Here is a 24400-nt window from a genome sequence, read left to right as displayed (position 1 = left end):
GTTAAAAGAATTAAAAACTTGCTGACAGACCAAAAGCAAAAGATTTGCTGATCGGCTGCGCATAATAGTTTCCATAAGTCTCCGGATCAAAATACCCTTCATAATTTGCTCCGAAAACAAATAGATTACGTCCTTCTACATTCACGCGTAAATTGCTTGCACCAATTTTTTTGCTTAGTGCAGGAGGTAGTGTATATCCCAAACGTACACTATTGATACGGACATAACTCATTTTCTTAGCCCAAATATCATATTGTTTAAACGAATTAATTGGGTCGTTGCTTTCCATCCAGGCATAGGCCATCCAGCGGTCATTTAATTCAGAACTTATACTTCCCAAAGCAGGCATATTACCACCCTTTTGTAGGACATTCAAAAGATCTGTTGTATAATTCTGTCCGCGGTCGACCTTCGCTGGATTATAAGTCGGTGTACGGCTTACCCAACGCTCCAGATTGAAGACAGCTGAAATCGCCAAGTCAAAGTTAGCATAACGGAAACGGTTGGTCATACCACCGATAAGCTTCGGATCTTTACTACCCTTGTATTTAAATTTAGAACGGTATTCTGCAGCTGTCATGTCGGTTTGCGACATATAACCCGGCAAGAAATCAGCCCAAGGATCGTATAAACCATAAAACTCTTCAAAGCTTGAAACCGATCCATCTTGATTTCTAAATTGCATCACACCATCTTTATCCAGTCCAGCCGTTTCCAGCACATATAGACCACTGATTGGGCGCCCTTCCTGTGCCTCTGGTGCATAAGCCTTCGGATCATTCATAACCGTCAATAACTTATTGTCATTATGTGCGATATTAAAGTCCGTTGACCAGGAGAATTTATCTGTTTGAATCTGACGGCTTGATATGGTCAGTTCTACACCTTGGTTTCGTGCTGAGGCCCAATTGACCTGCACATTCTGGAAACCGTTTTCTAAAGGCAATGCACTATAAGCTATTAGGTCGGTACTTTTTCTGTTGTAATAGTCAACCGTAATATTCAATCTATTCTTCCATAGACCTAGATCAACTCCAGCATTATAAGATTGCGTACGCTCCCAACGTAATTTATCATTTGCAGGTATCTCAACCGTAACTGTTCCTTCATTATAACCCGGAATTAAAGTCGAATTTCCATACCTTCCAACGATAAATGGATAGGTATTCCGATCGACATTGCCCTGGATACCGTAGGAAGCACGTAAACGGAGATCCGATAACGCCGTTTTTCCTTTGATGAAGTCCTCCTCAAGTACGTTCCAGGATCCGGACAAAGACCAGATTGGTAAGAAACGATATTGCGGATCTACACCGAACATATTTGAGCCGTCATAACGAATACTACCATTGACGTTGTATTTACGATCAAACGTATAGGTCGCATTTCCATAAAAAGAGGCATATGAGTTCTCGATATATCCCTTACTATACTGAAGGAATTTGGCGTTTGTTTGATCATTACTATTTGGAAAAACAATACTTTGTGTAGTTAAAGTCGCTGGATTGTAGCCAAAACCTTTCGTTGATACGGCTTTATTCGTACTACGGCGCAGCTCTGTTCCTCCCATCAATTCCAGCTCATGTCTGTCGTTCCAAGTTTTGTTATATTTTAGGTAAGTTTTCCAATTATATTGGAAGATACTATTATTGATATTTTCGATCTTACCTCCTGTAGGCAAGAAATATTTATACGTTTTAGTTGCAGAATCGTAATACCGCGTCGAAGCCCGCAACTTGCGCGTATTATAACTTTCCTGATCGGCAAATTTTTCTGTGCTGTTTTCATCAAACTGCAAACCAAATTCGGAGCGTAATGACAATTGTGGAATAATAGTATATTCCAGGTAACCAATCGCTTTCAGTGCCTTATTCGTTAACGTATATTTGGTATTCTCCCTTTCTTCTATAGCATTGAAAGGAATATAGGTATCTTTTTCATAGCCTTCAATATCCGGATCATAATTGTATTTACCAGATTGATCACGTACAGTCAAGTATGGATTAACCAAACGCATATAATTACTAGGATTAGTAAAGGCATCGTCATCCTGGATTGGGTTCTGCCTATTTGAAACGGATCCTAATAGATTGATTCCAGCTTTGAATCTGTCGTTAATATTGAAGTCATTATTTAATGTCAAAGAATAACGACGAAGATCTGCTCCTTTTGTTGCTCCCTTCTCATCGTAAAAACTGCTGGACAAATAATAACGATGCCCGTCATTACCACCAGAAATTGAAGCTGAATACTGCTGATTCAAAGCTTGACGATAAAGTTCTTTTCCCCAATCCGTCTGTTGTGTGCGCAATTGATTGATTGACTGCTGTACTTCAGGTGATAAGGCTGCCAAACCACCCGAACGGTAAGCATCCAATGCATTTGCTTTGTTTAATATCCGCATAACGGCCCCCTTATCCGCACGATAATTTAAATCGGTGCGGTCGGCCATCAAGAGTTCAAAGTCCACTTTTTCATTGGCATCCATCAGGTTGAGTTTACCGAAATCCGGACGTTGCGTCACAAAAGTATTTGCTGATACCTGCAGTTTTGCAGGTCCAGATTTCCCCCTTTTTGTGGTAATCACAATGACTCCATTTGCCGCCCTCGCGCCATAGATGGAAGTCGCCGCTGCATCCTTTAATACCGTAATATCGGCGATATCGTCAGGATTGATACCCGCAATCGGAAGATTACTCAAGCTATTCAAATTGTCTTTGTCAATTCGTTTGGGCAATTCAGCTCCTTCAATCGGTAAGCCATCGATGACCCATAAGGGGTCTTGTGTGCCATTGAGTGATACCGTACCCCGGATACGGATCTGTGGCGCGCTGTTAGGTCCACCATTAAAATTACTCAGCTGCAAGCCTGCGACCTGACCAGCCAACATTTCGTCGATCGATGAAACTCCGGTTTGTTTGATATCAGCGACATTGATTTTATTGTAAGCCGTCGTATTCTTACGTTTTTTGATATCCGTATAACCTGTTACGATCACTTCATCTAAAGATTCACCACTTGGCTGAAGCAAGATTGTCTTATGATCCTGAAATACCGGCACCTGAATACGCTGGTACCCGACATAGCTAATCGTTACATATTTTAAATTACTAGGCACTTTTAAGCGAAATTCACCAGCCGCATCGGTCAATGAACCCAATGCCGACTGCTGCACCTGATTAGGTACACCGATATCTTCTGCTACTGCCGAACTTTCAACGACAACTGTCGCCCCCACGACAGGTTTTAAAGTGACCGCATCCAGAACCTTTCCTTTCAATTCTCTGGATTCCTGCGCATGCGCAACGTGCACACACATGAAGGTCAACGGTATTAAAAACTTATTCATTTTGGTAGATGTTAATATATTAGTTTAATTCTAAGGTATTTGCAATACGCAATAAAAGATCCATGTAATGCGATTTTGTCGTCGCATCACCAGTCCGCTGCTTTTGTTTCAACAACTGGTAAATCTCATATAATTCAGCGCGTTTATAAGTCAGCATATCCGAAGTACGGATCATACCAGTGACATGTACATTCCGCAGTCCAGCTTTTGAAGAGGATGCATGTTGTGGATGTAAACATAGGTCAGGTTGCGTCGCTTCAACCAGCTGCTCGATACCTGCTAGTTTCTTCGCATTTAGTTTCTCCATCGATTTGTTGGTAGAGACCATCAGCACATCCACATAGTTTTGTTGCAGCATCCGTGTTTTAAGATCCAACGATTGTCCGCTGATGGTTTTAGCAAAAACCGTCTGACGTACAGAAGTTAAAAACTCCGGTGCGCTCCATGCTTTCTTACTTCCGAAAAGATTTTCCATCTCAACCATACGCAGCAAACGTTCATCATTGACCAGTTTATACAACATAGCGTATTGAAATTCACGTTGTAAGTTATAAGGAGCGTACTCAAATGGTCCTAACGGAGAATCTTTCAATGGAAAAGTTTTTGCCATCAGCTCCGGAACGAACAACCATTCGGGCATGTAAAAGACATTCTTCTTGAGGTACTCCAAAGCACGTAGTTGTTTGTCTTTTGGTACTGGGCTATAGGCATCTTTTTGATCACCCAAAACAGCATTTTCGAGGTAAATACCACCAATATTATTTAAAACATGATCAGCATATGCATACCATTGTCCAACCACGCCCATATACAACTTACCGGCACGGTAGTAATCATCGCCGACATTGGTTGTCCAATTGATAATATTAGGCATCATGCGACGCAGATTCAGCATACCATATTCGCCAGCCTTCATGGCGTCATCACCAAGATCTTCCGATTGAGCCCGCGGATCAACGATATTTTTAGAGTCCTGCTGTTCACCGTAATGATAAATAGGATCATGTACATGGCTATCAATTTCCTTTCTCAGCAAAGGGATTTCATCCCAAGGCTGTGTTTTGCCATACCAGCGGTAGGCCCAGCCAATGGCGTACTTGTCGTAAGCACCGATCACGGGAGTAATCTGTTCCACACCATCTTCAGGTTGCGCCACATAATTGAAACGTGCGTAATCCATAATGGAAGGAGCGGTCCCTCCCATTTTAGCGGTGAAGCTTTTGCTACGCAACGAATCAACAGGGAAACTTGCCGAAGAGCCCATATTGTGCATCAATCCAAGCGTGTGTCCAATTTCATGGGACGACACAAAACGAATAGCATGTGCCATTTTCTCATCGGAGAAAACATTAGCACGTACTGATGTATCTACGATACCGGTCTGTATGCGCATCCAACTGTTCAAAATAGTCATGACGTTGTGCCACCAAATCACGTCAGCTTCTAATATCTCCCCTGAGCGTGGATCAACAACAGATGGCCCCATGGCATTAGCTTGAGCAGATGCTGCGTATACAATAGAAGAAACATTAGCGTCGTCTGGATCAAATTTGACACTATCGGGCTGTTGTTTGGCCAGAATTGCATTTTTGAAGCCAGCAGCTTCAAAGGCGACCTGCCAATCATGTACGCCATCAATAATGGCCTGACGCCATTGTTTTGGGGTCGCTGGGTCCAAATAAAAGACAATCGGTTTTTTGGGTTCGACCAGCTCCCCTTTCAGATAGCGCGCTTTGTCTTCGTCACGCGGTTCCAAACGCCAGCGATTGACCAGATTTTTCTTATCCAGTTCTTGTTGTTTATCGTTAAAATACCAACGCGGCGAAGTAAAGAAACCAACCCTTGGATCTGCAAACCGGGCAACCATAGGCGTTTCAGGCAGTTCGTAAAGGTTACTTGTAATTTCCAAAGAAACCGGTACAGATTCATTACCTTCCGTCACCTTGGTAGAAAATACAGACTTCACAACGATATTATTCGCATAGGATTTGATATCTTCAACTGTAGATATACTGGTTTTAGGTGAAGTTCCCAAACCCAAGGAAGTAAACACATCCGTAAAACTCTTTTCTGAACCATCAAATACCTTATTGACTTTGATTACAACAGCACTTGAATCTTTTGAATAACTTTCAATCTTAAAAGATTCAATATAAGAAGGGCGGTAATTATCGTATACCGAAGCGGCTATTGCGTCACCTTTAGGGACTTCCACCTGAGGTTTGATCTCCGAAACCCACACTTCTTTCTTCTCCTTGCGGAGTGTAAACCGGATGACCTTATTTTCATAATTCATTCCTTTGTTTACCCCAGCCTCATTTAAAGCCAATGGAACGGAAGACAGCTTCTGTATCAACAGAATATCCTGTCCCATTTTCTTCAATGGAATTTCAAAATAGTAATTATTTTCCTTACGAATTACCGTAAACATACCAGTATCAACCCGGGCATCTTTAAACAATTTGTCGTACGCAGCTGTCGTATCTTTCTTGGCAATAGAATCTTTAGCAGAAGTAACCGTTTCTTTTTTTCGCAGGCCTACTGTTTGCAATAATGAACAAGATTGCATTAGACCAGCGGAAAATAAAAGACCTATGGCTAACTTAGTGTAAGTGTTTTTCATCAAATAAATATTTTGAGCCCTTGTTTTCAAAGGTGATATCTGAGCTCGTTGCACTCCATGTGTTTTTCAAAAGTGATGACGGATCATCAAGCTATTATCTCGTGTTATCCATAAGCTAATTTTAGCTTACTACAGAACGATTAGAAAGTAATTTTGTCTATTCCAAGCAGGTCAATTCCAAGTCATTTATACTTAAAACTTATGCTATTTGATCGGATAGGATTAGGCTAACCACGAACTAATATTTCTAGATTAGGAGCCAAATTTGTTAAAAATATTATACAGAAAAGTATGCAAAGCGATGAACACGCAGTTTAAAGGTATGAACACGCGCTACTAAAACATGAACACGTAAACCGACCATCTTTTATTCTTCATTTTCAACTGGATGAGAGTGGTAAGTATACCGAAAAAAAGTCCGATTCTATCCCGTACCGGAATCCCGACATCGCATAATAACGATAGATGGATGCTAAATAATTAAGTCCGTACCCCTCACCTTCCAGCTCTGCCCCCTGTCTGGGCTGCCAGTTATTGCGGATTTCCAGCACGTTTTCTTCAACAAGATAGATGATCTGAATCTTCAGCGGATGTTCGATCGAAATACGGGTATGCTTGATCGCATTTTCTACCAGCATCTGCAGGCCCAAACGTGGAATTTTCCGATCCAAACATGTTGCTGGCAGCCGAATTTCCATATCACTTAAGGCCGCTCCGAACCGCACCTGCTGTAAAAAGAAATAGGCTTTGGCCAATTCCAGCTCCTCCCCCAATGATGACCATTCGGCTTCATCTGTGCGGAGCATCTTCCGGTAGACTTTTGTCATCTTGCCAATAAAAGACTTCGCAAGATCATTGTCCTTTCCAATCAGGTATTGAAGCGACCCAAATGTATTGAATAAAAAATGCGGATTGATCTGCTGCCGCAGTTGAACCAACTGCATGCGCGTATATTCATTCTCTTGCTTCAGGGATTGCAGTTTCAGCTGCTGAATCTTGCGACGCTCCACGATATTAAAGTAGATTAACACCATAGCTACCAACATCAAGCCCACACCAAGCAAGATGCTATACGTTAGCAATTCTTGGATTTCCTCTTCAATACTCAGCAACAGGACATACACCTTGATTTCACCACCCACTAAAAGAATGTTACAGGGATACGAATTGACCATAACGTCCAGCTGAAGAAAATCAGATTTCACAATCTGTCCTTGTTTTGCAACTGCTGTACTGGCCCGCTTACCCCACTTTCGATTATCTGGAGAATACACACATAATCCACGGTCGTCGTAAATCTCGAAATAAGCTCGTCTTCCGAAATTGAGTTCCGCGAAATAGGCATTCAATTTTACTACATCCAGATAAATGTGATATAGTCGGTGATTTATTGTCCGTGTGCGTAACAAGGTAAGCATTCGCTGATTGACAGAGTCCGCTTGTCCAACCGGCAAAACGACCAACAGCGAGTCAGCACTTTCTTTTAGATCAAAGGCGGGCTGATTTAAGATCTTTTTTTCCGAAAGGAATAGATCTTGCTGCAACAACTCCAATTGCTTTTTGACAAGCAACATATTCTCATCTGCAAAATCGATCAGTATCCTCTTCTTAAGGAGGTCTACTTTATGATGGATAATACCGAGCAAGCCTCCCCCAATCAACAACAACAAAAACAAACAGGCAGTCAGGATGATACTATTCTTCTGTTCGGCATTTTTAAATCGAAATTTCACGCTGCAAAAATACATGAAATTTTTAAAAGCCTATGCAAAGCACTTCGCAAGAAAGGCTTTAACGCGGCCTCTTGTCAATGAAAAACGACATAATCCAAGCCCTTTTCAAAATAAATGCATCACATAACTGTGATTAATAATAATTTTCTGATTTTTGTAACCACAAAAAATTCCAAAGTGTCAAAAGCAACATTTATAAAAGTTGTGAAAAGTATCGCTATCGTTTTTACAAACATCGCCGTACTACTCGTTATCAGCATATTATCTATTCCTTATATATTCGAAAATGAAGTAAACAGCAAGGTCAAATCGCTCGTAAACGAGCACATTACAGGTGAATTAAATTATTCCAAAGTAAGATTAACCTTCTTTGATCAATTCCCTTTGCTTACTGCATCGATGGATGATGTCTTACTAAAAGGGGCCGAACCTTTCAAAAACGACACGCTGCTCGCTGCAAAAAAAGTCAGTTTTGGCGTGGACCTTATGAGTCTTCTCAAATCTAAAATTGTAATCGACAAGTTTATCGTGAACAGCGGGAAGATCAACATCCTGGTTGATTCTTTGGGAAATGCCAATTACAATATTTATAAATCTAGCTCCGCTGATGCTACAAAAACACAAGACAATTCCGAAAGCAGTGCTTTAGCCTTCCAACTGATTAAACTTGAAAAAACAAATCTCCATTATGAAGATCGCTCCATTCCGCTACAGATAGAGGCAAAAGATCTGGAATATGAGGGTAAGGGAGATCTGATGTCAAATATCTTTGACTTGAACACACGTGCAAAAATTGCATCCTTTTCATTTTCCTTTGACAATGAATTGTATGTGGACAAAAAGTCGATCGATGCCAATTTGCTAACACGGATCAATACCAATACCTTATCTTTCGTCTTCGAACGAAATGATATTAAAATAAATCAATTACCGGTTCGTTTCCGTGGGTTGTTGTCTTTTATCTCCCATGGTTATCACCTGGATTTCAAATTAAAATCACAGGAAAGCACCTTGGCCGAATTACTTTCATTAGTCCCAAATAGCTACGCTTCTTGGATCAAGGACCTCTCCGTGAAAGGTACATCGGAGGTTTTTTTGTCAATTTAGAAGGAGACTATATTGTCGACAACAACAAAATGCCTAATCTTTCCCTTGGACTCATGGTCAACAATGGCTTTCTCGCGTATAAACAATCCACCAATCCGCTAACAGACTGGAATGCAAAATTACGGATAGACCTGCCGGCACTGAATCCAGACTCACTACAAATTGATCTGAAACAATTTGACTTTAAAGTTGCTTCAGGCTATTTCAATGCACAGGGCAACATTGCGGGTTTACACCCTGTAACCATGCATGCCAACATAAAAAGTGATCTTGATCTCGGTAAACTCAATGAATCCCTACAATTCCCAGACTTTTCATTTGGTGGAAAATGGAATCTTTACGCAAAAATCGACGGAACATACGCCAAAGCTATTCGTAAGGTAGGACTTCAAAAACGCGAACAGGAATACATTGCATCCATTCCTACTTTTGATATCAAAAATACACTCGTAGATGGTAAATTCAAATTGGCGAACCTCCCACAGGGGTTGGACAAAATTGCTTATCGTCTGGAAGCAAAGGATCCCGATGGCCAATTAAAAAGTGCATCAATAGCAATCCATGATATTTCTGTTCAGGCGCTTAACAACTATATAAAGGGTTTTATTTCAATAACAGATTTTAATAAAATTGCGGTCAACTCGGATTTAAAAGCTTCATTTAATTTAGCAGATATCAAAAATTTCTATCCCATTAAACAAGTTGAATTGGCAGGATTAGTGGATGTCAACCTCATGGCAAAAGGTTATGTGGATCTCAAACGAAACATTTTTCCCGAAACCAATACATCCATCGTGATGAAGAATGGCTTGATCAAGTCAAATGATTATCCTATCCCGATGGAAAATATTCAGGTCGAAGCCTTTGTCAATAGCAAAAAAGGCTCACTTCGGATCTGAATGTCAAAATCCTACCGGTATCATTTACATTTGCTGGCGAACCATTTTTCTTGAATGCAGACCTCAAGAACTTCAATAATATCAAGTACAGCATACAATCCAAGGGTAAGCTTAATCTCGGCCCTATTTATAAACTCTTTGCATTAGATGGTACCAATGTCGATGGTTTTATCTATACGGATTTCAGTTTAAAAGGTTTACAGAGCGATGCCACCAATGGTCATTATAACCGACTCCAAAATAGTGGTCAGTTAAGTATTGGAAACATCCAGGTTCAGTCCGACATGCTTCCACAGCCTATTGCAATTAGAAGTGGGAACTTCAGTTTTTATCAGGAGAAAATGAATTTCGATAAATTCTTGGTAGCCTATGCGAAGAATGATATTTCCATCAAAGGATATCTCAACAACATTATTAATTATGCAACAAGTAGTCAAGCACCGTTAAAGGGGCAATTTACACTCAGCAGCAAGAAAATCAATGTGGATGATTTTATGGTTTTTGCTTCTCCGGCCACATCGACGACTGCAAGCTCTTCGGAAAGTGGTGTAGTTCTTCTGCCTAAAAATTTGGACATTCAGGTCTTGGGGCTTGTCAATGCCATAGCATATAATAAAATGAATATCAAAGACTTCAAAGGTGACCTACAGATAAAAGACGGTAAGATGATTCTTCATAAGAAAAACTTTGAACTAGCGGGACTGAAAGTAGATATGAACGGAAGCTATCGTCCTCTAAATCCACGTAGAGCAAGTTTTGATTATGCTGTGAAAGCTGACAGCTTTGATATTCAACGCGCTTACAAAGAGATACCGCTATTCAGAGAAATGGTTAGCTCTGCCAAAAATGCTTATGGCCTGGTTTCATTGGATTATAAATTGGGTGGTTTATTGAATGGCAATATGCAACCAGTAATGCCCTCCATCGTCGGCGATGGATCCCTAACACTGAATCAAATTAAATTCAGAGGCTTCAAGTTACTTAATGGAATTAGTCAATCTACTTCCAAGGAAAAATTGAAAGATGGCGAAGTGAAAAAAGTTGTTATTAAATCCCATATCAAAAATAATGTGATGACCATCGAACGCACGAAAATGAAAATGATGGGATTCAGGCCTCGTTTTGAAGGTCAAGTGACCTTAGATGGGCGGATGAACCTGGGTTTTCGACTGGGCTTACCTCCTTTTGGAATCTTTGGGATACCTATGCGAATTACGGGCACTCCAGATAACTTTCACTTAAAAATGGGAAAATACAAAGAAGAAGATCTCGACATGGAAATGGATGACGAGGACAACAAAGTATATAAAGAATCTCAAAAGACGCAAGAATCACAGGCTAAATAAACTCGCAATAAGTTCTAGTAAAGTCTGTCAACACAATAGTGCTGCAGTAAAAACGTTGTTTAATATAACAGAAAGATTTGTTAACTTAAACAACGTTTTTAATTTTTGAAAACCATGAGATATATACTAATTATACCCATTGCAATGCTATCCATTTGCAGTTGGTCCAGTTTCAAGACCGTTAACGACCAGAAAAATCCCTTATATGGGAAAGTATTCCGTGAGATCAATGAAATTGCTGAATTAAAATCTTATACATATACAACTGGTGCACTTATTGAAACCGACAAGAATACCCAAGGAGACTTTCGCTTTGCTGCCGGCTATTTTACAAATGCCAAAAATGGTGTTTGTATTTTAGAGGAATTGTTACCCGATGATAGCAAAGGTAAAGTCAAATATAAGATTTTGGATACCATCAATATTCAAAAACTGAAGTCCAACGAGCAACTCAGCTTATGCAACTGCAAGCAAGGTGACAAACCAGACAGCGAAATTATAGCCATTAGCCGGGTCGATGAAAGCAAAGAATATTTCGACAAAATCGTCAAGGCATGGCGAATGGATACCAAAAGCCAAAAAATTATTCCTTTAAAAGACACAAAGGGTATCAGCTGCCTCAATGAAGGCTATGGCATCTAGCGGCGACAGGATTTTTTAAATCAATCCGTCAGCCTTCAACTTGTCAAACACATGCAAAACGCCAATGACCTGGATAGGTTCTTTCTGGTACTCTTGGTGTGAAAAATAACGAACGGCGCCAATCTCATTACTGGGTTCGATCTGCTCTGTTAATGGGTACAGAAAACAATCCTGTTCCATGATAACCTCTGGCACAAGCCCGTACGCCGGAGCTGTTACATGGCAATAATACGAGATTTTATCCGGATCCAGATTGATATTCAACTCCTCCAAAATCTCGCGACGTAGGGACTGCAGGGCTTCCTCCCCTGCATCAATCTTCCCACCTGGCAGATACCATGCCTTTCTATTGTTGCTATACGCCAATAATAATTTATCTTCCTTAATACTCACTAAACCCGCTGTAGGCAAATATTTTTTTGTTGTCTTGAAATCCATTATACGCTATTACTGATTAAATACGCTAGATGTGAAATTACTTCTTTTACAACATTTATCAAAGCGCAACAGCTCATCTGGAGAATCCTTCGTTAAAACTTCGCAAAAAATCAATACAGCGGGTCCAATCAATATACCGAAACATCATCGGCTAGTTTCTCTTTATGCACAAGCTTCCGTAGACTCTTCAAAAATGTCTCCGCGTGATTCATGGTGAAACAGAGCGGCGGTAATAGGCGGAGGGTATAGCGTCCTGCATATCCTGTAAAAATCTTTTCAGAAAACAAAAGTTCTTCCCGTAGGTGTTGAATATCGTTTTCAAACTCTACGCCAATCATCAATCCTTGCCCCCTCACTTCACTTACCCCATGAATTTTTCTTAATTCTCTCAACAGAAATTCACCTACAGCTGCGGCATTATCAATCAATTGCTCTATTTGGATGACATCAAGTACAGCCAGTGCCGCCGCGCAAACCACATGACTACCGCCAAAAGTAGTGCCCAATTGCCCCGTGACCGGCTTTATTTTAGGCGAAATAATTGTCGCCCCCATCGGGAGGCCATTTGCAATCCCTTTGGCCACCGTAATTAAATCGGCTTCTATCCCAGCATGCTGATGTGCAAAGAAACGTCCCGTGCGCCCATACCCGCATTGAATTTCATCCAAAATAAGCATAGTCCCAGTTTTCGTGCAGATTGCTCTTACTTCCTGTAAGAAACTAGGACTTGCCCGATGAATCCCCCCGACACCTTGAATAGGTTCAATGATTACAGCGCAGTATTCTTCGGTTTCCAATTGTTTTTTCAAACTGGAGATCTCGTTAAAGGGTGTAAAGACAAATTGTTCACTGTCATTTAATGGTGCACGAATCGACCGGATATCCGTTGCCGAAACCGCGGCTGAGGTTCTCCCATGAAACGCATTTGACATCGCCAATACTTTCCTCCTTCCCGTATGGAACGAAGCTAACTTCAGTGCATTTTCATTTGCTTCGGCCCCCGAATTACTGTAAAAAACAGCATATGTAGGATAACCACAGGCACTGCCCAAGCGCTCGGCCAAACGATCCTGAAGATCGTTTGTAACTGCATTTGAATAAAATCCGATCTTATTCATCTGTTGTATAGTTTCTTCAACAACATGCGGATGGCTATGCCCAACAGAAATAACGGCATGACCACCATATAGATCTAAATAGGCCTACTGCTGTTTATCATAAACAAAGCAACCAAGGGCTCGTTCGATCGCAATATCAACTTTCTCAAAAACGGGAAATGGTTTCATGAATGACTTCGATTAGTAAAACTCAAAAATCAACTTAAATCTCCTTTCATTCCTAGTCCAAGATGGTTATTTATTCCTAGTCCAGCCGTCACGTACAATAAACAAAATAACTCATCTTAAATAGAATAGCGCAGCACTGATCATGCATCATCTATCCGATGTATTTTAATCCTGCAGAACAATTGTATATTTGAACAATTACCCGATACAATAGCCTCATGCTTAGACCTTGGAATTTAACGATAGATATTGACAGATCCTCTTCAAAAGCGATTTACATCCAAATAGCGGATAACATTGCTGCTGATATACAATCTGGTCGATTGGCGAAAGGAACGGCCTTACCCAGTAGCAGATCTCTTGCAGCCCAACTAAAATTAAACCGAAACACGGTAATTGATGCCATACAGTTGCTGTTGAGCGAAGGCTGGCTGGTTAGTCAGGCACGTAGAGGTATATTTGTAGCGGCTCAATTACCTTATGGCTCTAACCTATATGTTGCACAAAAGATCGAATTATCTGATCATCAAGCCCCCACACGTATTATATTCGATGATGGTAATCCAGACAGCAAGATTGCCCCGATAGAACAGCTCGGACGGGCCTATCGTCAAATTTTTAAACGCAGCGCACGTTGGAAAATGATGGGCTATGCCGATCCCCGAGGACATCTTGATTTTCGGGAAGAAATCGCCAATATGCTCAACATCGAGCGCAACATGCACATTGATAAAAATAACCTATGCATCAGTCGTGGAAGTCAAATGGCCATGTACCTGGTCGCCCAATGCCTATTACGGCACGATGATTATATCTTTGTGGAGTCCCCTGGATACCATTCAGCCTGGAAAATCTTTGAAAAAGCTGGTGCGCGATTGATTCCTATCCCTGTCGATACCGATGGTCTTATCGTTGATGAACTTCTCCCACATTTATTGAAAAAAAGCAATATTAGGGCACTATATCTTACTCCACATCGACAATATCCAACCACTGTGACCTTAAGCAAAGAACGGAGATCACAATTAATAGCATTATCCAACCAACATAACTTCACGATCATTGAGGATGATTACGATTACGAATTTCATTTTGAACAAGCGCCCTATTACCCACTCGCTTCACAGCAGGAACTGATCAATACTGTTTACATTGGTACACTTAGCAAAGTTGTTGCACCAGCACTCCGTATCGGTTATCTGGCGACAAGAAACGAGCAGCTACTCCAGCAGGTTACCGAACTTCGCTACATCATCGATATACAAGGTGACAATATTATGGAGCAAGCTGTCCTGGAACTCATTCAGGATGGAACAATTCGTAGACATATCCGAAAAGCAACGCTGCTTTACAAAAAGAAACGTGATTTCATGATCGCCCAAGTAGACAAATATCTGCAGGATCATGTGAGCTATACTTCTCCACAAGGAGGATTGGCGGTTTGGCTATCATTTAAACATCAGATCGACTGGGCATTTTTATCCCAAAAATTAAGGGAAAGATCAGTCCATATACCGCATCCCGAAAACTACAGCAGAGAAAATATTTTTGGTGGAATACGACTTGGTTATGGATCCTTATCTGAGGAATTGATCGAGGAAGGAATCATCATTTTAGCTGAACTTTTGGAACAGGCGAAACGCTCCTTCCGATGATTTGAAACACAAAAAGCAACTAGACTATTTTGCGAATTGGACGAACATAGTTAGATTAATATTTCGTAAAAACAGGCGCATTCAATATTTAATTCCGCATCATAAAGACCGATTAAAAGATTAGTATAGACAATATGTAAAAAACAGTTAAAAGTGTTGGCAAAACGTAATTTTTTGCCATAAATCATTTTTTTCGCTTATTAATCGCATAAATTAACCGTAGTTTTACGGCGCAAAAAACACACGAGTCATTCCTAATAGGATAGCTATAATAAGAGAGAGAATAGAGTACATTAATTTATGACTGAGAGAATACCCAGCAGGCCGTATGCAGCAATTACTGGTGTTGGCGGATATATTCCACCGAATAAGAGATCAAATACAGATTTGGAGCAGTTTTGCGATACATCCGATGAATGGATTATCAAACGTACAGGTATTAAGGAGCGGAGAATTTTAGAAGAAAATCTTGCCACATCAGACATGGCTGTAAAAGCTATACAAGATTTGGCAACACAATATCATAAAAATCTGAACGATGTAGATGCGCTAATTGTAGCGACTTCTACACCCGATATGCCAATGCCGGCAACAGCAAATATCATTTTAGAAAAATTAGGTCTTACCAATGTTTGGGCTTTTGATGTCAACGCTGCTTGCTCTGGGTTTTTATATGCCTTAGACATGGCTTCAGCTCTCGTTGAGACAGGCCGTTATAAAAATGTACTCGTAGTCGGTGCTGACAACATCAGTACTTATGTCGATTTAAAAGATCGTTCGACCAATATTCTTTTTGGTGATGGCGCTGGTGTGATATGGCTTGAGCCATCTTTGGAAGGTGGAATTATGGATGCCTATCTATGTAGCAATGGCGCGGGAAAAGAATTCTTAAAAATCGAAGCCGGCGGTTCTTTGTATCCAATCGACAGGAATCTTCCTGTCAACGACAACAGATTCCTGAAACAAGATGGCAAAACTGTATTTAGACATGCTGTTCAGTCTATGAGCGACGCCTGTAATACGGTTTTACAACGCAACAACCTACAGATTGAAGATATCAACTGGTTAATTCCACATCAGGCTAATCAGCGCATCATTGATGCCGTTGGGCGTAGTCTGAATATACCAGAAGACAGAGCATTAAGTAATATCGAATACCTAGGAAATACCATTGCTGCCACGATCCCGTTGTGTATCTGGCAGAATATTAAAAAATTAAATACCGGTGATTTAGTCATGTTAACCGCCTTTGGTGCAGGTTTCTCTTGGGGAGCCAGCATATTTAAATGGATGATTTAAGCGATCAAAAACTTTAGTCGTCATAAAATTCACACTAGTATAAAACGCCAGGAATAAACCTTTTCTGGCGTTTTTCTTTCTTTCCATCTACCAAAACCAGATTCGCCATCCCCCAATAAGAATTGATCTATCTTCCTTTTATAGGCAGAGTAGCGGAGAAAGGAATACGCTAGCGGGGAAAGCACTAAGCTAGCGATAACCCGAAGGGCAAAACATGAAAATACATTGTAGACAAGGCTTACATAACAAGTTATTTTTATATTCAATAATAGGGAGTTTATAGGGACCTTATTCGGACCTTATAGGGACCTCATTCGGATGAACGCGGCTAAAGTCCGATTTATCTCCCAATAATCTACCAATAAAATCAGGATTATTTCATAAACAGTACGCCACTTATCCACTCTTTTTATAGCACAAAAAAAAGGGGCTTTGCGATGCAAAGCCCCCTTTAAAAATCCAATATAAAATCTCGTTTTTAATAATTTAATGACAAGCCCACACCAAAGCCCATATCGCTATCATAATGTGTTCTAAAAGCCATATTTTTGGTGATGACATAATTTAGTCCAGCCATATATTCAAGGTCTGAGTTGATCATAAAATCGCCACGGATCCTTCTAGCGATCGGGATATCCTCACGCATAAGCTGCAATCGCACAATTCCATCGTGATACACCTCTGCCTGAAAATTGACCAACATGGGTAAAGTATACATAAAACCCAGACTTAAAGCTTTGCGACTATCTTTTTTATTGGCCTGTCCAAAAATATTTTTCTCATGTTCATCCTCACCCATTCGACGATAACGATAATCAAAACCGACAAATGGCATAAACCATTGCATCTTCCCAAAGTATCTACCCAAGTGGGTTTCCACTTCATAACCGTGCATATCATTATACCCCAAACGCCATTCTGAACCAAGCTGCCAGCGTGCATTCTGAAACATTGCCTGACCGTCATTTCCATTGGTAGCGAAATCATTTTGCGCCATGAAATGAGTCATATTACTTTCCATCTGCAACTCCTTATAGGCTTTAGCTTTATCTGGAAGATAGGGATTTTTATAATCGTCCACAGCAAAAACGCGGTTCATCCCCGCCATCATATGATACAGGATATGGCAATGAAAAAACCAGTCTCCTTCTTCATTCGCTAAGAATTCGATCGTATCCGTCTCCATGGGCATGATATCCACCACATTTTTCAACGGCGCTTTTGATCCTTTTCCATTTAACAATCTAAAGTCAAAGCCATGCAGATGTATTGGATGACGCATCATTGAGTTATTATAGATGGTAATGCGCAATACCTCGCCCTTTTTTACAGGTATCTTATCCGTTTCAGAAAGAATTTTATTGTCCATGCTCCATACATAACGGCTCATATTTCCCGTCAGGGTAAATTTGAGATCTCGTATCGGCGCTTCTTTAGGTAGTTCAGTCGCCTGGGGAGACTCCAGCATCGCATAGTTGAGCGTGACAATATCGCCCAATGCATTGGCATTATAACGATTGGGATCTTCGTCCATGTTCATTTGTCCATGATTCATACCGCTATGTTTACTGTGATCTTCTTTTTTCTTTCCATCACCTGTAATTTCGGGATACATTACCACATTCATATCCATCTGGTTCAGGCTCATCTTCATGCCCATATCATTGAGATCACCATTCATCTTCATCATATCGTTCATCATCTTCATGCCCTCAAAATATTTAAGGCGGGGAAGCGGGGAAATCAATTGTTTAATACCATTTCCGACAAAATAACTGGCAGATTGTGTTCGATCTTCTGTTGTTGCCATGAATTCGTAAGCTGTACCTTCATTTGGTATGGTTACAACGACATCATAAGTCTCCGATACCGCAATCATTAATCGATCGACCTCCACCGGAACCACATCATTCCCATCATTGGCAACAACGGTAATTTTGCCACCTGCATAGCGCAGCCAAAAATAAGACGAAGCACCGCCATTGGAAATTCGTAAACGCACTTTATCTCCTGCTTTCAAAGCTTTACCATTCACCGACTTTAAATCCGTGGAATGAGCCCCGTTCATCAACACCTTATCATAATAGACATCACTGACATCCATCGCCAGCTGACGTTTCCATTCATTCGTGACTTTCGTCTTAAACTTCCCTTCTTTAATTGCTTCGACGTACGATTGTGTAGACCCTTTTTTTATCGCGGCCCAATCGTTGGCCGTGTGTAGCATTCGCTGAATGTTATCGGGGTTATAATTTGTCCATTCACTTAATATGACCGGAATCGTGGGTAAATCATCAATTCCTTTTCGGAAAGTCTTATCATCTGCACGCTTGTTGAGAATAAGGCTACCATACATACCGATCTGTTCCTGGAGGCCCGAATGCGAGTGATACCAATGTGTACCGTGTTGAATTATCGGAAAACGATAGGTATAAGTCGAATTCGGCTTTATAGGTTCCTGCGTCAGGTGTGGCACACCGTCTTCTTTGTTCGGCAGAAAAATACCGTGCCAGTGCAGCGAAGTACTTTCCTTTAACTCATTGTGAACAACAATTTCCGCCGTATCCCCTTCAGTAAAAGTCAGGGTCGGCATTGGAATCTGTCCGTTTACAGCTATTGCCCGTTTTGATTTGCCGGCATAATTGACAATGGTATCCCGTACATAAAGGTCATGACGAACCACCTTCTGGGCCAGCACTGTCAGTTGTGTCATCAATAGTAAGACAACCGTTAATATATTACTCTTTTTATACATGTTCATTCATTTAATTCATTAGTATTCCATTTCCCATCGGTCCTACGCCATATTGGTAGACCAATCTAGCACCATGATGCCCCGTGATAAATAGTGTCACCGATAAACTGATCAACAAAATCAATATCAAATAGTTTATCCAAGCACTTGTATCTTTTCGCAATCCAAGAAAATTCAGGACTGTAGTGCTACTTGCAATCCAAAAGTTGATCCAGGCAAAACGTTGATGGATCTCAAAAACCGCGAGGGCCTTTTCATCTGCATCGCCTGAAATATGGGTTGCGGTCTGAATTGCAGCAAGAGCTCCAAGTGTTCCCAGTAATAACAATCCGAAAGTCAGCACAGTGAAAGGACGTCGATGTTTTTTTAACAATAAGGCACCTATATGACTAATCAAGGCCATCAGCAAGAGCACAATCGGAAAATGTACCAATAGCGGGTGTAAGCTGGGCAGTCCTTCGAATAAGCTTTTCATTGTATTAATGTATTGTTTCTACGATAGATCCACAGGTGGCCATTGATTGACCTAAATAAGGATTTTCAATTTTCTTTTGTGTACTCAACCAATTGGCTCCTTTTCCATCACGATACATCGGACAATGCTGATAATAGACTGGAGCTTCAGGTTTGACAGATTTCATCAACACATACATATTTTTGGAAAGGGTCACAAAGTGCTCTCGCTGATGTTCATTTTCCGTAATCCCAGCAATATGCTCTGCGTCGAAAGCCAATTTCCGTTGGTATTCCTTCCAAAGTTTTCCTTGAACAGCATCTAATTGCTCGTTATTAAGTTTTGCAATGGCAGCCTGTATTCCTTTCGCTGCTGTCTGTGCAGCCGCGCCATTATCCTTAACCAATGCATCTTTCAGCGCGAAATAGGCGCTGTATAAGCCTGCAAAGGATTGCTAGCTGCTGTTACATCAACTTTCCCCGCCGATGGTTCTATTTTTGCAGCTGTATTATTTACTCTGGCAGCCTCTTTAGTCAAAGCGCTATCGCCTTTGCTTTTGTCGACATTCGTCGTTGCGGTATCCGCAGCAACAGGGACCGTATGATCTGCATGTGTATTTTTCGATGTTGAATTGTTGCATGCAACGAATATCAATGCGATCGCCACAATTAGCATAAACTTTTTCATAATTACGTGTATTTATAGGTTTAGATTTTTAATATAATTTCGATAGTTTGTTTCGTTTTCAAAATAGGAAACTTCCCCTTGATCGCCGGTAATTGCAATGGAAGCCGTCGCCTTATCCACTTCTTTTTTTGAAAAAGGATCGATGGCTACACGTACCGCAGCTTCTTGCGGTATGCGCTTTTTACACATTTCACAGCAACCATAATAATCCTTACCCTCGTGCCTGACCAGCAATTGTTTTTTCCCCATAAAAGCATCATTCACCATGCAAACTTGTGCTGTAGGGACGAGATCACCCAATTTATATTGAACTGACGGTACAGGCAAACTGATCGCCGGATCAGTCGAAGCTATTTGATCTTCAGCTTTGGTATTTGTTTGTGAACCGCTACAGGCCGTTAAAGACAATACAACAACCGATAGGATCGCTAGGAAATAATTCATAACACAGGCGATTAGTTTAACGTTTCTACTGTACTTCCACAACTAATCATTTGCGCTCCAAAGAATGGGTTTTTCACGGCATTCTCCTTACTTAGCCAATGCGCTCCCTTGCCTTCACTAAACATAGGGCAATGCTGATAATAAATAGGTCCGTCCAATTTACTCACCTTCAGCAGCTCATACAACGCATTTGAAAGAGATGCAAAAGCCACACGTTGCTTAGCAATATCTTTATTTTTAGTTATACCTGTCGCATCGCTTGCCAGCTTATTCATCACCTTCATCCATACGGTATGTTCATCGTGGCCAAGTTTATTCATATCGACAGCTTTGACTGCTGCTTGAAATGCCTCGGCATGAGCCGCTGCCGCCACCGCATCTGTCTTCACCAATGCATCCTTTAGCGCAAAGTAAGAACTTGCCAACAGTGCAAATGCGGTCTTTTCATCCGCTGCTTTTGAGTTCACCGAAGGCTGAATTGTTGTTTGTACGCCCTGACGATGATTCGTATGATCGACCTGCTGTTCAGTATCATTTTTTAATGCTGGTTTTAGGACTCGTTCATATTGTTCAGCTTTTGCCAATTGGACATAAGCATCATCTGGAGCCAGAAATTTTTCATTGTCGAACCCTGCCAATGCAATGCGCTTAAGAACCTCATCCGCGCTTGTTTTTGACGAGTCGTAGGTAACAACCGCCAGTTTGGTTGCCTGATTCCAGTCAACTTTCGCAAATTGTCCGTCCCGACCTTCTTTTTCAATGATCGTTTTAACAGCCGGTGTATTTCCAAAAATCTTTACAGTCGCTGTCTTTGCATTTTTAATTTGTGCATGTGTATGTTGGGTGGATAGTAATACAGGGATTACCAAACCAAGTAATGACATTAATCTCATGATTATCATATGTAGTATATAAAAGAATACCGACGAAAAACCCTTCTACAGCGATTTACTGTATTTGCGTATTGAATCCGATAGATCCAAAGGGATTTTCATAAGCTAAAATAAAACGGGGCTTTGGATAGAGAAACCGATCCAAAAAGACATAGCATGGGCTATCAGTCTAACACTAGGCGATCTGAGGAGGCTGCCAAATGGAAAAATAGGCATCAGCGCAATAAGGCTGTTTATAGCGCGCATAAGCGCTTGATGCATCAGCATATAAGGGTAAAATAAGCTGAGCTTCGATCACTGAAACAATAGGATTACATTGCAGAGAAGAGGTACGGCATGATTTTTCGCCACAATGTTTACCACAGTCATCCGCATGATGATCTGATTTTGGTGATTCAGCTCTTTCATCTTTACAACAATCTGCTGTTTCGACGTCCTTTACCTGTTGTCTTTCATCAAGGCAACATGATTTTTCTTCCTGTTTTGGCTTTTCGGACGGTTCGTGGCAGGCAAATAACCTATACGGTGCTAAGAAAAGCCCCAGCATACAGATTATAAATACGATATTACGTTTTGCCCACATAACGGATTAATTTGAAAAGTAGAGATGTGCTACTTTGGAGATAAATTTCGGTAGAATTTTCGAATGTACAATTGTAATATTTTTTATTTTATTTATAATATTTTGATTTGCTGTATTTCCGATTCTCGGCCTGGCCGCATAAAAACTACTTTTCGAGTCCTTTGATCCAGTTCAGTATCAACAGGCAACCAGGCGCATACACTCCCCCATGATCAAACCCCTGTAGCTGATACAACGAGGTTCTGGTATGCCCTACCTGTTTTAAGACCGCTGCCAAATGGGCGTTTTCTTCAAACCGTGCCGCCATTTCCAATTGTTGATCCCCAGTGATCAGGAGAATTGGCGGTGCATCTTTCCGTGCGAACGAAAGCGGTGCAAAATGATCAATCTGGGGGATCACCATGGATTGCCCACGTTCCTTTTTAATCGTGTAATGCGTATTTGTTTGCCCACTAATCGGTGCCAGCCCTTTTATATTATTTGCATCAACACCAAATTTTTGCAGGTAATGCTTATCCAAACCAACCATTAAAGCCAAATATCCGCCTGCTGAATGTCCCGACACATAAATTTTTGAGGGATCTCCGCCATAGTTTGCAATATGTGAAAATGTCCATGCAACAGCCTCAGCAGCATCTTCGATATAGCTCGGCGCTTTCGCTCTGGGGCTTAGCCGATAATTGACTGCTATAACCGCTACACCTTTTTCTTTAAGTTCAAGTGGAATAAATTTATTTCCCTCCTCTAGTCCGCCGCCATGAAACCATACGATGGTAGCAAAATTTTTACGATCAGTCGGTATATAAATATCCAATTTACAACGTTCTTTCTTATAAGAATCTGGTTCATCTGGTCTACAATAGGCAACGTCGGTTGTCGTTTTATAGTGCTGCGCAAACATCAAACTCGGTGAAAGCAGAAAAAAGAAGATAACAAGCAATTTGGAAGACATATAAATCGGATTTAAGTATTAAATAGCTTAAAGTTAACAAAACTCCAACAAAACCATTTGGTTGCGTTAAAATAAGTTTCAACTTTACACTTTTTATTATATATTGATAATTATCTGGCAACAGATATAACAAAACACAAATTTTCCTGTTATTAACTTAGAAAACATCATAACATTATATGGAACGGATAAAGATTGAAACCCATATCAACGTACGCGTAGAAACGATCTGGAATGCCTATAACTCGGCCGAGGATATCATGCAATGGAATCATGCTTCAGATGACTGGCACTGTACAAGTTCGATCAATGATTTACGTATTGGCGGAAAGTTCAAAAACCGAATGGAGGCAAAAGATGGATCTATGGGCTTTGATTTTGAAGGCAGCTATACCGCGCTTGAACCCTTTAAAAAAATAGCCTATGTTATGCCTGATGGTCGTCATGTTGAAATCAACTTCAATGCAAAAAAGTCTGCTACGGATATCACGATAATTTTTGATGCAGAAACGGAAAATCCTATTGATATGCAACGTAATGGATGGCAGGCCATACTCGAAAATTTCAGATCCTACGTTGAAAACACCTATGCAACGACACAGCTCGGGCAATCGCATGAATGACGATTGAGCTTAGCTTGTCTTTTCATGCGATCATCTTTTAAATAAAGGATATGCTTAGGATTCTTAAAAGTATAGTTATATTTAGCCACTAATTCGTCTCCCCCTTCTTCATAGAAAGCGGAGAACGATACCAACAAAACGCGATAAAAAGATTACATATGACAATAATTAACAATTATGAAGAGTACAAAGCCTTTGAAGGAAAATCATTAGGCGAATCCCAATGGCATGTTATTGATCAAAAACAAATTAATCAATTTGCGGATGCAACCCTTGACCACCAATGGATTCATTTAGATAGTGAAAAGGCCAAAACTGATAGTCCTTTCAAATCGACTATTGCTCATGGCTATCTGACCTTGTCCCTCATTCCTTATTTATGGAAACAAATTGCTGAAGTAAGAAATGTCAAAATGGAAATCAATTATGGGATTGAAAACTTACGTTTTGCACAACCCGTTTTGGTTGACAATGCTGTACAGCTCCATACACAAGTAAAATCGGTTGTCAATTTGAGAGGGGTTGTCAAAGTTACCATCGAAGCTACATTGAAAATCAAAGACAGTGCAAAACCAGCTTATGTGGGTGATGTCATCTTTTTATATCATTTCAATTAATTCCAACCTTAGACT

The 24400-nt window shown here is 40.6% G+C and carries 20 protein-coding genes and 1 pseudogene; 8 read left to right on the top strand and 13 right to left on the bottom strand.

Translation table 11 applies throughout. The annotated features are described in order from the left end of the window. Window positions 1-10: 10 nt before the first annotated feature. The 3 genes from B3297_RS10370 to B3297_RS10360 form a co-directional block, all read right to left on the bottom strand. Window positions 11-3349 carry a SusC/RagA family TonB-linked outer membrane protein gene (locus B3297_RS10370; protein WP_070564796.1) on the bottom strand — a complete coding sequence of 1113 codons (3339 nt, stop codon included), beginning with the start codon at window positions 3347-3349 and terminating at the stop codon, window positions 11-13. Between the two features lie 19 nt (window positions 3350-3368). Next, window positions 3369-5972: a zinc-dependent metalloprotease gene (locus B3297_RS10365; RefSeq protein ID WP_175441976.1), complete on the bottom strand. Its 2604-nt coding sequence runs from the start codon at window positions 5970-5972 to the stop codon at window positions 3369-3371. A gap of 380 nt (window positions 5973-6352) precedes the next feature. Next, on the bottom strand, window positions 6353-7705 hold the full coding sequence (locus B3297_RS10360; RefSeq protein ID WP_159332754.1) for a sensor histidine kinase: 1353 nt from the start codon (window positions 7703-7705) through the stop codon (window positions 6353-6355). A 177-nt stretch (window positions 7706-7882) separates the two neighbouring features. Between B3297_RS10360 and B3297_RS10355 the strand changes: the two genes are divergently transcribed. From B3297_RS10355 to B3297_RS10340, 4 genes are all read left to right on the top strand, one after another. Continuing rightward, window positions 7883-8812, top strand: a complete 930-nt coding sequence (locus B3297_RS10355) for an AsmA family protein (RefSeq protein WP_286778898.1) — start codon at window positions 7883-7885, stop codon at window positions 8810-8812. Beyond that, window positions 8758-9711, top strand: coding sequence for a hypothetical protein (locus B3297_RS10350; protein ID WP_139144955.1), 954 nt, complete (start codon window positions 8758-8760; stop codon window positions 9709-9711). Before B3297_RS10355 ends, B3297_RS10350 begins: the two co-directional genes overlap by 55 nt. A 50-nt stretch (window positions 9712-9761) precedes the next feature. Continuing rightward, complete coding sequence (locus tag B3297_RS10345) at window positions 9762-11057, top strand: AsmA-like C-terminal region-containing protein (protein ID WP_070564783.1); 1296 nt, start codon at window positions 9762-9764, stop codon at window positions 11055-11057. A 114-nt stretch (window positions 11058-11171) separates the two neighbouring features. Next, entirely contained in the window at window positions 11172-11699 is a 528-nt protein-coding gene (locus B3297_RS10340; RefSeq protein ID WP_286767008.1) for a hypothetical protein, read from the top strand. Between the two features lie 15 nt (window positions 11700-11714). On the opposite strand, the gene B3297_RS10335 is transcribed toward B3297_RS10340, so the two are convergent. Beyond that, window positions 11715-12137 (bottom strand): NUDIX hydrolase, encoded by a 423-nt coding sequence (locus tag B3297_RS10335; RefSeq protein ID WP_070564777.1) that lies wholly within the window; start codon window positions 12135-12137, stop codon window positions 11715-11717. Between the two features lie 128 nt (window positions 12138-12265). Then, window positions 12266-13324, bottom strand: a pseudogene (locus B3297_RS10330) (aspartate aminotransferase family protein); the annotation flags it as partial. Window positions 13325-13641: 317 nt separating this feature from the next. On the opposite strand from B3297_RS10330, the gene B3297_RS10325 reads away from it, so the two are divergent. After that, entirely contained in the window at window positions 13642-15078 is a 1437-nt protein-coding gene (locus tag B3297_RS10325) for a PLP-dependent aminotransferase family protein (protein ID WP_201639683.1), read from the top strand. Between the two features lie 300 nt (window positions 15079-15378). Next, a complete protein-coding gene (locus B3297_RS10320) occupies window positions 15379-16377 on the top strand; it encodes a beta-ketoacyl-ACP synthase III (RefSeq protein WP_070564768.1) in 999 nt (332 codons plus the stop codon). A 478-nt stretch (window positions 16378-16855) separates the two neighbouring features. Here B3297_RS10320 and B3297_RS10315 read toward each other — a convergent pair whose 3' ends face one another. The 8 genes from B3297_RS10315 to B3297_RS10280 form a co-directional block, all read right to left on the bottom strand. Further along, window positions 16856-19090 (bottom strand): multicopper oxidase family protein, encoded by a 2235-nt coding sequence (locus B3297_RS10315; protein WP_376778164.1) that lies wholly within the window; start codon window positions 19088-19090, stop codon window positions 16856-16858. A 52-nt stretch (window positions 19091-19142) separates the two neighbouring features. Next, entirely contained in the window at window positions 19143-19607 is a 465-nt protein-coding gene (locus B3297_RS10310; protein ID WP_070564762.1) for a DUF2231 domain-containing protein, read from the bottom strand. 4 nt (window positions 19608-19611) lie between these two features. Continuing rightward, complete coding sequence (locus B3297_RS10305) at window positions 19612-19992, bottom strand: DUF3347 domain-containing protein (protein WP_159332752.1); 381 nt, start codon at window positions 19990-19992, stop codon at window positions 19612-19614. 8 nt (window positions 19993-20000) lie between these two features. After that, window positions 20001-20273, bottom strand: coding sequence for a hypothetical protein (locus B3297_RS10300; protein WP_070564756.1), 273 nt, complete (start codon window positions 20271-20273; stop codon window positions 20001-20003). Between the two features lie 12 nt (window positions 20274-20285). Next, complete coding sequence (locus tag B3297_RS10295; RefSeq protein ID WP_070564753.1) at window positions 20286-20717, bottom strand: hypothetical protein; 432 nt, start codon at window positions 20715-20717, stop codon at window positions 20286-20288. Between the two features lie 11 nt (window positions 20718-20728). Continuing rightward, window positions 20729-21610 carry a DUF3347 domain-containing protein gene (locus B3297_RS10290; RefSeq protein WP_115049647.1) on the bottom strand — a complete coding sequence of 294 codons (882 nt, stop codon included), beginning with the start codon at window positions 21608-21610 and terminating at the stop codon, window positions 20729-20731. Window positions 21611-21785: 175 nt separating this feature from the next. Continuing rightward, on the bottom strand, window positions 21786-22193 hold the full coding sequence (locus B3297_RS10285; protein ID WP_070564747.1) for a hypothetical protein: 408 nt from the start codon (window positions 22191-22193) through the stop codon (window positions 21786-21788). 145 nt (window positions 22194-22338) lie between these two features. Beyond that, window positions 22339-23145: an alpha/beta hydrolase gene (locus tag B3297_RS10280; protein ID WP_046673912.1), complete on the bottom strand. Its 807-nt coding sequence runs from the start codon at window positions 23143-23145 to the stop codon at window positions 22339-22341. 179 nt (window positions 23146-23324) lie between these two features. Between B3297_RS10280 and B3297_RS10275 the strand changes: the two genes are divergently transcribed. After that, the gene (locus B3297_RS10275) at window positions 23325-23768 is read left to right on the top strand and encodes an SRPBCC domain-containing protein (RefSeq protein WP_070564744.1); all 444 of its coding nucleotides are present in this window, start codon (window positions 23325-23327) and stop codon (window positions 23766-23768) included. A 158-nt stretch (window positions 23769-23926) separates the two neighbouring features. Next, complete coding sequence (locus B3297_RS10270; protein WP_046673910.1) at window positions 23927-24385, top strand: MaoC family dehydratase; 459 nt, start codon at window positions 23927-23929, stop codon at window positions 24383-24385. Window positions 24386-24400 lie beyond the last annotated feature (15 nt).

Origin of the sequence: Sphingobacterium sp. UBA3519, assembly GCF_002377215.1 — a bacterium.
GTDB classification, from domain to species: domain Bacteria; phylum Bacteroidota; class Bacteroidia; order Sphingobacteriales; family Sphingobacteriaceae; genus Sphingobacterium; species Sphingobacterium multivorum.
This window is presented reverse-complemented; position numbering and strand designations above follow the sequence as displayed.

Excerpts from the sequence above, each read along its gene's own strand:
- B3297_RS10370 (WP_070564796.1), bottom strand. The coding sequence starts at position 3,349 with ATGAATAAGTTTTTAATACCGTTGACCTTCATGTGTGTGCACGTTGCG.
- B3297_RS10275 (WP_070564744.1), top strand. The coding sequence starts at position 23,325 with ATGGAACGGATAAAGATTGAAACCCATATCAACGTACGCGTAGAAACG.
- B3297_RS10285 (WP_070564747.1), bottom strand. The coding sequence starts at position 22,193 with ATGTGGGCAAAACGTAATATCGTATTTATAATCTGTATGCTGGGGCTT.
- B3297_RS10365 (WP_175441976.1), bottom strand. The coding sequence starts at position 5,972 with ATGAAAAACACTTACACTAAGTTAGCCATAGGTCTTTTATTTTCCGCT.
- B3297_RS10300 (WP_070564756.1), bottom strand. The coding sequence starts at position 20,273 with ATGAAAAAGTTTATGCTAATTGTGGCGATCGCATTGATATTCGTTGCA.
- B3297_RS10270 (WP_046673910.1), top strand. The coding sequence starts at position 23,927 with ATGACAATAATTAACAATTATGAAGAGTACAAAGCCTTTGAAGGAAAA.
- B3297_RS10335 (WP_070564777.1), bottom strand. The coding sequence starts at position 12,137 with ATGGATTTCAAGACAACAAAAAAATATTTGCCTACAGCGGGTTTAGTG.
- B3297_RS10280 (WP_046673912.1), bottom strand. The coding sequence starts at position 23,145 with ATGTCTTCCAAATTGCTTGTTATCTTCTTTTTTCTGCTTTCACCGAGT.
- B3297_RS10310 (WP_070564762.1), bottom strand. The coding sequence starts at position 19,607 with ATGAAAAGCTTATTCGAAGGACTGCCCAGCTTACACCCGCTATTGGTA.
- B3297_RS10325 (WP_201639683.1), top strand. The coding sequence starts at position 13,642 with ATGCTTAGACCTTGGAATTTAACGATAGATATTGACAGATCCTCTTCA.
- B3297_RS10320 (WP_070564768.1), top strand. The coding sequence starts at position 15,379 with ATGACTGAGAGAATACCCAGCAGGCCGTATGCAGCAATTACTGGTGTT.
- B3297_RS10295 (WP_070564753.1), bottom strand. The coding sequence starts at position 20,717 with ATGAATTATTTCCTAGCGATCCTATCGGTTGTTGTATTGTCTTTAACG.
- B3297_RS10340 (WP_286767008.1), top strand. The coding sequence starts at position 11,172 with ATGAGATATATACTAATTATACCCATTGCAATGCTATCCATTTGCAGT.
- B3297_RS10315 (WP_376778164.1), bottom strand. The coding sequence starts at position 19,090 with ATGACACAACTGACAGTGCTGGCCCAGAAGGTGGTTCGTCATGACCTT.
- B3297_RS10290 (WP_115049647.1), bottom strand. The coding sequence starts at position 21,610 with ATGAGATTAATGTCATTACTTGGTTTGGTAATCCCTGTATTACTATCC.